Raw genomic sequence first — 8,617 nt, 5'->3', positions numbered from 1 at the left:
TCAACCCCTATAATCAATTGCTTCAATTAAAACAAACCTTTCCATTAATTCCGCCTGCTCAGAAGATAAATTCATCGCTTTCCTTCGTGTACGGAGATCCCTCACAGAACGAAATCCTCATTAATATTTTTAATATTTTAGAGATATTCTTTAGTTCATTTTTGTAGGAAAGTAAAATAAACAAAGAGAATCTATATGAGGGGTTGACAAGAAACAATAGTCACGGAACCGCCTACTAAGCGCCCCAGAAGTCTCACAACTAAAGAAAAAGAGCTGATAGGAAAAGTAAATTTTTTTGTACACGAGTCGGAGAAGACGAAGGTGATACTGTCTTTTTTGTACCATTTTTTGTGCAACTGAACCTAATGATAGAAAAGCCTTAAAAGCCCTAGAAGTATTGATGTAGTCAGACGCTTAGGTGCGACTGATGCCCGCCCAGTTATTCAAAATCTTTAAATCCGTACCATCTCAGCCTGAACACCTAGGCTCTGGGTAATCACTTGTGCGGCCTCAAATGGCCATCCAGCCGCATTGAAAATGCTGATGCAATCAAATGCGTGTAAAAACCTGCCAGTAGATGAGATTTTGCAACTCCTTAAATCATTCCTGACACACGATGAATGCTCGTATAAAGATATCCCTTCCTTTTGTGTAATAATCATTGCAGCAGCTAACTCCCCAAAGTCATTGAACTTGCTAATGCAAAAGCTGATGCAATTTCCCAGAAGATGATTGTCAAACTGGTTAACTACCGATCTTTCGGATTCTTCGGATAAACTTGCAACACAGATTTTAAAAGTCGCTGTGAATAGTAATCGAATCCAGCCCTTCGAATGACTTTTGTGTTGCGTTTATATGGATCATTTAGATCAAGAGAAAAAAGCGGAGTATCAGCAGAAGGTTCTCCCCATTTTAAAAAAAGTTCACTCATTAACAGAATTCATTCTTTCTCCTATTGCGCTTGATTATCCCGTAGGAAAAGAAGAAAAAAATGAAGAAGACACTGGCTTACTGGAATCGATCTCTAAAAATGATCTAGATAGCATTGTGAATGATCTAATTAGTTACGAGTCAGATCCATCCAAGCCGAAAGAGAATCTTTTGTCTATTATTTTAGGTAAATTATAAACCTATATCTCTTTATTTAACTTCACCTGTGTTTTAAACAAGTTTACAGAAACGTTTCCTGAATCTGAAGCCCTCAAACGTCAGTACGTAAAATCCCTTATTTTATAGGTAAGCTCTCTAACCTACTATCGGGAGGATACTTTCTTAAGAGTCGCATTTAAAAATTTAGTTTCTCTTAATTTTTTGGAAAATGATGAATTTCTATGGTGGTCTTTGATTATAAAAGTAATTGAAAACGACTCCAATAAAAAAATTTTTAATCCATCAGAAGGGCAAATAGCAGATTTTATAAAAGAAACATTTACTCTCAGGGGATAAGGAAAAACCTTTATACAGCCCCCAATTTTTTAGAACTCCTGTTGCCCATGCCGAATCAGAATCCGATAATGATAACAATTCTGATTATGATTATCACACTATAATTTGAAATCTTTAGCCCATTTGTTGGATAGAATTTCCATCCGCAAAGTTAAAGTTGAGATTCCGAGCTTCTCAAGGATGATAAAATTTGGTGGTATTTTTCTGCTTCAATAACGTCGCGGCGCATTTGTTCGATTAAAGCGCTTATCGAATCAAAACGGACTTCTTCTCGAAGTTTATGTAGAAATTCCACTTCTAAATAAAAATTGTAAATCCTTTTAGAAAAATCAAATAAATAAATTTCTAACAACAATCGGGCGTTTCCATCTTTAAAAGTAGGACGGACTCCCAAACTGGCTACCCCTCGATAAGATTTTTTATTTAAAAAAACGCGAACTACAAAAACACCGGACATTGGCGCAATCGCACGATGCAAGTCGATATTCGCTGTAGGAAAGCCCAATTCTCGACCCCGCTTCTCGCCGCCAATAACGCGGCCGCAAAGTCGATACGGTCGGCCCAGCAAAGCGCGCACCACGGCCATATCCCCTACTTGCAAAGCTTGTCGCACACGCGTACTACTTACGCGCTGGCCATCGTAAATAACCGAAGGCATTTCAATTACCTTAAAATCATATTCCTCGCCCAATTGCTTTAACAACGCATAATCGCCCGCTCTTCTCGCGCCAAAACGACAATCATCGCCCGCCACAATGGCTTTCACTCCCAATCGATCCACTAAAATTTGCTTAACAAAATCTTCCGCCGCTAAATCAGCTAATGCGTGATCAAAGCGCAAACACAATAGGTAATCAATTTTCCATTCAGCAAACCCCAAGCATTTTTCCCGAAAACGCATCAATCGCGCTTCCGTTTGACCTTTTGCAAAAAATTCTTTGGCCTGTGGTTCGAAGATAATGACCACCGTTGGAAGCTTTAATTCTCGACCCAATTGCTTCAACTTTTTTAACAACGCTTGATGACCCAAATGCAGCCCATCAAAATTACCCAACGTGGCCACGCAACCATTCAAATGGGTGAGTGAATTATGTTTGCCACGTATTAATTTCATACTAATTACATGAAGTGAACAAGAGCGCGATCTTTCAGAAAAAGGACCACAGGCTAACCGAATAAATCCCGTCAATCAATGTTAACCGGGGGCCGAAGATCACGCAGGCGCAACCTTGAAATCCACAGAGCCGCTACGTAGCTTAGCAATCCCAACAAGATAAGCACTACCAAATGCCAAACGCGCTCCATTACTGACCACATCAGCCAATGATCAACTCTCCCTGCAAAAGCACTAATCGTCAATCCCATGATTCCGTTAGCAAAAAGCAAACGCAAAATTAATTTTATCCAATTAGGCAAAGGTTGATAAATCTTATCCCGTAGCAAAAAATACAATAATAACATTGCATTAAAAGATGATGCCAAAGATGTCGCTAAAGCTAAACCCGCGTGCGCCAAGGGGTGAATCAATACCGCATTTAACGTTAGATTAACAACCACCGCCGCCGCGGCGATTTTAACGGGGGTTTTTACATTTTGTCGCGAATAAAATGCCGATGCCAAGATCTTAATAAGCATAAACCCAGGCAAGCCGACCGAAAACGCCCACAAACTCCGGCGTGTCATTAGGACATCGTGTGCAGTAAAAGCACCATGATAGATCAATGTCGCCAATAAAGGGGCCGCTAAAATAAAAAGTGCCACGGCCGCTGGAACGCCGATTAACATCGCCATTCGCAATGCCCAATCGAGGGTAGCGGAATAGGCTTGCGCTGATTTTTGACTGTGTTGACGTGCTAAATTTGGTAACACGACCGTCGCTAAAGCAACACCAATCACTCCCAACGGCAAATAGGTGAGACGATCCGAATAATACAACCACGAAATGTTGCCCGCTGCCAAGAACGAAGCAAAGAAATTGTCCATTAACAAACTGATTTGAGCCACTGAAACACCAAACAACGCCGGGACCATCAGTTTTAAAACGCGCATGACTCCGGGGTGTCGCCATTGCCATTTAGGAACCGGGAATAGATTCAAGTGATACAGAAAGGGTATCTGAATAAGTAATTGCAGTATTCCGCCAAGCAAAACGCCCCACGCTAAAATGTATATCTGCGTCAAAGCATGCGGCGCCCACAGTCCGGCGACGGCTATCATAGCAACATTTAACAACACGGGTGTAAAGGCTGGTATACCAAAACGGTTAAACGTATTTAACGTCGCTCCGGCAAACGCTGTTAGCGCGATAAGAAATAAATAAGGCGAAGTAATGCGCAGCATATGCGTGGTGTACGCCAACCGAACCGGGTCGCACACAAAACCAGGAGCAAAAACCATGATAATCACCGGGGCGAGGATTTCAGCGAGGGCCACCACAATCAGCAAAGCGGCCCCTAAGGTACCGGCAATATGATTGATAAATTCACGCACTTCTTCTGGCTTGCGATTAGCCCGATAATCCGAAAGCACCGGAACGAAGGCCTGGGCAAAGGCGCCTTCGCCAAAGAGACGGCGCATAAAATTTGGAATTTTGAATGCCACCACGAAAGCGTCAAAAGCGGGCCCCGCTCCAAAGATAATGGCCAATACCACATCACGAGCGAAGCCAAGAAGCCGAGAAATCAGCGTCATACTAGAAATCACTAGTGTTGACTTGAACAACTTGCGACTCATTGTCTTTCCATTTAGTGATCAAGGAGAAGTGAGGATAGGATCCTATCATTACCCGCAACTCACAGTCATTTCAATTTTAGGCTTTGTCATTCTCGCGCAGGCGGGAGTGACGGGTTTTAAATTTTTGTCTTTACCATTTTGGGTAATGATTTAGATAGGGTATCACCACGGCTGTTCTATTGACAAACGCTGGCCAAAACGGCATATTGTGCGTCGTAAATAACGATTTTGGAGGTCCCTCGTGGCAAATTCGGCGCAAGCAAAAAAACGTGCGCGACAAAATGAAAAACGCGAACTTCATAATGCCAGTCAACATTCCGCCGTTCGTACGGCCGTCAAGAAAATTTTGAAAAGCCTCCAAGCTAATGACTTTAATGCTGCTCAAAGTGCTTATCAACATGCTATTCAGATATTGGACAAATCGGGTGGGCGGCGAATTATTCATCCAAATAAGGCGGCTCGTCTTAAAAGCCGATTGAGCCAGAAGATAAAAAATCTGTCCTCCAGTCAGTAAACAATTTAGCTTTTTCCAAAAATTGCTTTACGCTCATTTTGATTATTTGTATCGGAGAGATAACTTTGTTTCCTACTCCCGAAAAAGGACACCGTTGAGCAAGAAGAAGGGCGAAATAATTTGCACAATCCCTTTTTCAACGCTTCAGAATCTGATTCCTCTTCTACTGTAAGCATTGATAGATCGGAAAATCCCGTCTGCCGCAAGTAATTCAGTATTCCCATAGGAGAACAATTATCTTTGCAAAGCGCTGCTCGAAAGGCTTTACTTACAATTTCAAGATTTTTCTCATCATTTTGATACGCTAACCACTCGCGAGGCAACTCTATTTCGATCGGCAACAAAAATACCTTTGCAAACATCCGAAGACAATACCCCAATCGATTAAGTGTCATGAAAGGCGAAGCAGCTACAATATCCTCAAACGGAGCCGTAAAGCGAATCTTTACGGGTGCACTCGCAAAAAATTCATTGCACCCATTCGCGGCCGGGCAGCGCCTACCTCCCTTATCGCTATTGCGCTCTGCTCCCGAGATTAAGCCAACGCGGTTTTAAGTCTTGCTGGGGTGCGGCTGTCGTTATAGTGAGATCAACTTCGGTTACCTTTTTGCCAAAGTTCCCCATTAAATTTGGATCTAGATAAAGAACATAGTCGTTATCGGTTTTTTTCAACGGCGGAAATTTTCGTGCAAAAATACGGGATCCAACTTGGGCAATTTCTACTTTTTCTATTTCTGAAAATAATTCAAGTACCTCCTGGCGTTTATGGTAATCCACTTCAAAATTAATTTCATTTGGCATATGACAGCAGAATAATTCCTCGCATAGCCTTACATCCGTTGACTTTATTTCCTCAGTAAATGCGCTAACTGCACAATTCCATTGATGGACTAACTAATCCCATAATTTTGTTGAAAAATCCAGGCAAGTAGGAGAAGCTTTGTTGTTACTTTCATCCTTGTCAACAGAAGCCAATGCTTTGGCTCGATCAATAATACTTTTAAATAATGCAATTTATTTCTCTAAAAAGTCCATTTTTTTCAAAACTTCGCAACTGATGCAGTTCACGCTCGATATTCTATAATTTATAAACAAAACTTTGTTGCCTATAGCCTCCTGTTTTTGTTCTTCTTAATACGCTTGTTTTTTAGAAGCGGTAGAGCAAAGTGGATAAAGGTTATCGAGATTTCTGATTGATTATTTTTCATAATTTTTTTAGTTTGGATTTCTTAATTTTTTCCTTTTTAGATGGTTTTTTCTCCTATACTTTTTTTGCATTTTTATTGTTTTGAGCCCAACATCAGATGCTTTTTCTTCAAAGAGTAGGCCGTTTAAAGCGGTCCAATAAAGCACCAGCCCGGGCAACCAACAGATACCCGTTGTTATTTAACAACGCATACAAGCGCTGAGACTGTTGGGGAGAGAAATCGTCAAAAAATAAAGGTAACCCTAGCTCATTTGGGTGCAAATTTCTTTTTCTGAGTCTCGAAGAGCGTGGTCCCCCGTGTTATCTGCAAACGTACAAAGAACAAAATAAAATTCTAAAATATGACTCAATCGTAATTCTGTGGTTTCAACAGTTCCTGGAGTCGCCAACTGGTCGATAAGGTTAGCGATAGCCGATTTCACTTCATCTTTAACATTTTGAAAAATAGATTTCTTCATCAAAGGATTTTTTTGCCAAAGATAATTTCATTTTACGCAAAATAAAAGTATTGAATAAATTGTAATGCCGTCTCTTCTATCGAGGACAAAAAATCTATGACTAACATTTTGTATTATTAAGGTTGTTTACTTCCTAAAATTTTTTCTTTTCATCAAAAGAATTTTTTAAGATCTTTTTTTCTCTCCAACTTATAATAGTTTTTAACCCCTGCTTCGAAAGAATTTGAAATAAAAGTTGACAATTGAGAACGGCTTAACATTTTTCGCAGAAGTTGGGTTAAACCTCGATTTGAATCTTCTTTTAAAACGAATTCTATTGCCATATTAAAAATGGCGATTAAGAAATATTTTTCAGAAACAAAATCAGCTAAAGTAATAATTTTAAAACGACAAAGTACCAGCATGAGCGGCGGGTGTGCGTAATCTCTACCCTATAAATGGAGCTGAAACTCATAATAACACGAATCTTAGTGGTTTATATAGTACTTTAAAAGAGGAACATTTACCGGCGATCGAGAAAGCAATACCGTTAGCGGTATTCTTCCATCCTTCTAAGTTACATTCATCCAGAAAATAATCATTTCCATGCTGGTTATTCAACTCATTAAAACTTTAAAAAATTTTTGACAAGTTTCTATTGAGTCGTATCACTCAAAGAAATAAGAAGTTATATTTTTAAACGAGGATTAAGTTCCAAAAGGAATTTAAATAATTATACAGATTGCAAATCAATCGCCAAAAAAATCAGAAATTTTGACTGTGTTTCTCCGAGGTGGTTTTTGGGATAACAAACCAAATTAATATTATCCTCAAGCTCTCTAAGCCACCGCGCTTCGTTTAAAAGACGATATTTTTTAATTGTTCTAGTATTTAAAAACCATTTCTTCCTTTGAACAGCGCTTTTCCTTTTTATCATTTTCTTCAAACTGTTTATTTTGAAGCAATTAATTCAGGTTGTTAGTAAAATTCACCGGATTTATAAAATCAATTTCAAATTCTTCTTGGTAATTAAAGATAATAGGCCGTTGTATTTCAATACCCGCTTCATTTTGAAAGAGTGACTCAATAATTGTATAGAAATTGTGCCCTCGCAAGTTACAATAGAGCTTTAAATGCGCTAATTGATTATTGCTCTCTATAATGCACTAAATGATTAATAAAAATCCCCGCAACTTTTCCAAAACGCTTGCTTCAAACTTTGAGACAGTTTTCTGAGATATTAACTAATTAAAAAATGACCATTTCTAAACAAAATTCCAGTGGTTTTGCTACAGTATTGTCTTTCGATTCCGGTGATAAATAATAAAGATCAATAATATAAATGCGACACGCAAAAAGGGGTTTATTTTTTCCAAAAATTTTAACCATTGAATAAACGGATGAATAGTACCTTACAACTTAGGTTCTATTCCACTAATATAGATAGTTTTTAAATTTTTAATCAGAATCCGATTAACAACTTCAATACGAGAAAGACCGGTTTCCAAATCAATTGATTGCACCAATGTCGTTATCATTGCTAAAAATCGCCTTTTACCGCGATTAGGAAAACGACTGGATAAATGCCGGAATAACTCAAATGACGTTGGTAATCATCCAATGAAAGTTCATTTATTAAATGAAAAGCTAACTCCACATTTTGCATTTGAAGCCCGTTAATAAAGGGAACCTCAGCGCCTTTCCATAAATAGCGTTTTTTCGCTGCTCCTCCTCAATAGTTTCTTTCACGGCATTATAGAAATCAACAGCGCTATAGCGAAAGATTTCAGTAGTTATATCGAAAGATAAACCTTCCGGGATTTTAAATTTCAGGTTTTGGAAGGATAACGCTGGGAAAAAATTATTTAACAAATAAAGAAAAAAATCAGCATCGACTAAACGAATGGCCCAATACATAAGAGAAGGAGACTGAAGATCAAGATGAGTCTCAACTATTTCATTGATAGAAGCCTTAACCTCATTCAGACGCTGTGTTTTTAATTTGTCTTCATCCACTTCGACAAAAGTCATTAAGCATGACTTTGCTTGATTAGTAACAACTTTTAGTTGATTAAGATCATATAAAAAATTGGCTGCCAAAGCGCAACATCTTAGAAGATCCCCATCTTTTCAGCAAAACCAGTTTTTGAATAAATAAAGCTTAGGGTAATATTAAATGGAATACTGATGTGTTTTTAAACCTCCGTACACGAAGGAAAGCGATGAATTTATCTTCTGAGCAGGCGGAATTAATGGAAAGGTTTGTTTTAATTGAAGCAA

General features: G+C 38.7%; 4 protein-coding genes and 1 pseudogene. 2 read left to right on the top strand and 3 right to left on the bottom strand.

Annotated elements, in window-relative coordinates:
- Window positions 1-855: 855 nt before the first annotated feature.
- Window positions 856-1,128, top strand: a complete 273-nt coding sequence (locus OWO34_RS01835; protein ID WP_267256361.1) for a hypothetical protein — start codon at window positions 856-858, stop codon at window positions 1,126-1,128.
- A gap of 469 nt (window positions 1,129-1,597) precedes the next feature.
- Here OWO34_RS01835 and ribF read toward each other — a convergent pair whose 3' ends face one another.
- Both ribF and murJ read right to left on the bottom strand, forming a co-directional pair.
- Window positions 1,598-2,560 carry a bifunctional riboflavin kinase/FAD synthetase gene (gene ribF / locus OWO34_RS01830; protein ID WP_267256360.1) on the bottom strand — a complete coding sequence of 321 codons (963 nt, stop codon included), beginning with the start codon at window positions 2,558-2,560 and terminating at the stop codon, window positions 1,598-1,600.
- A gap of 71 nt (window positions 2,561-2,631) precedes the next feature.
- The gene (murJ, locus tag OWO34_RS01825; protein WP_267256359.1) at window positions 2,632-4,179 is read right to left on the bottom strand and encodes a murein biosynthesis integral membrane protein MurJ; all 1,548 of its coding nucleotides are present in this window, start codon (window positions 4,177-4,179) and stop codon (window positions 2,632-2,634) included.
- 241 nt (window positions 4,180-4,420) lie between these two features.
- On the opposite strand from murJ, the gene rpsT reads away from it, so the two are divergent.
- A complete protein-coding gene (gene rpsT, locus OWO34_RS01820) occupies window positions 4,421-4,693 on the top strand; it encodes a 30S ribosomal protein S20 (protein ID WP_267256358.1) in 273 nt (90 codons plus the stop codon).
- Window positions 4,694-4,698: 5 nt separating this feature from the next.
- Here rpsT and OWO34_RS01815 read toward each other — a convergent pair.
- Window positions 4,699-8,526, bottom strand: a pseudogene (locus OWO34_RS01815) (hypothetical protein).
- Window positions 8,527-8,617 lie beyond the last annotated feature (91 nt).

Origin of the sequence: Coxiella endosymbiont of Ornithodoros maritimus (assembly GCF_907164965.1) — a bacterium.
In the GTDB taxonomy this organism is placed as follows: domain Bacteria; phylum Pseudomonadota; class Gammaproteobacteria; order Coxiellales; family Coxiellaceae; genus Coxiella.
The sequence above is the reverse complement of the archived record's forward strand: the minus strand, read 5'-3'. Positions and strand labels throughout refer to the sequence as shown.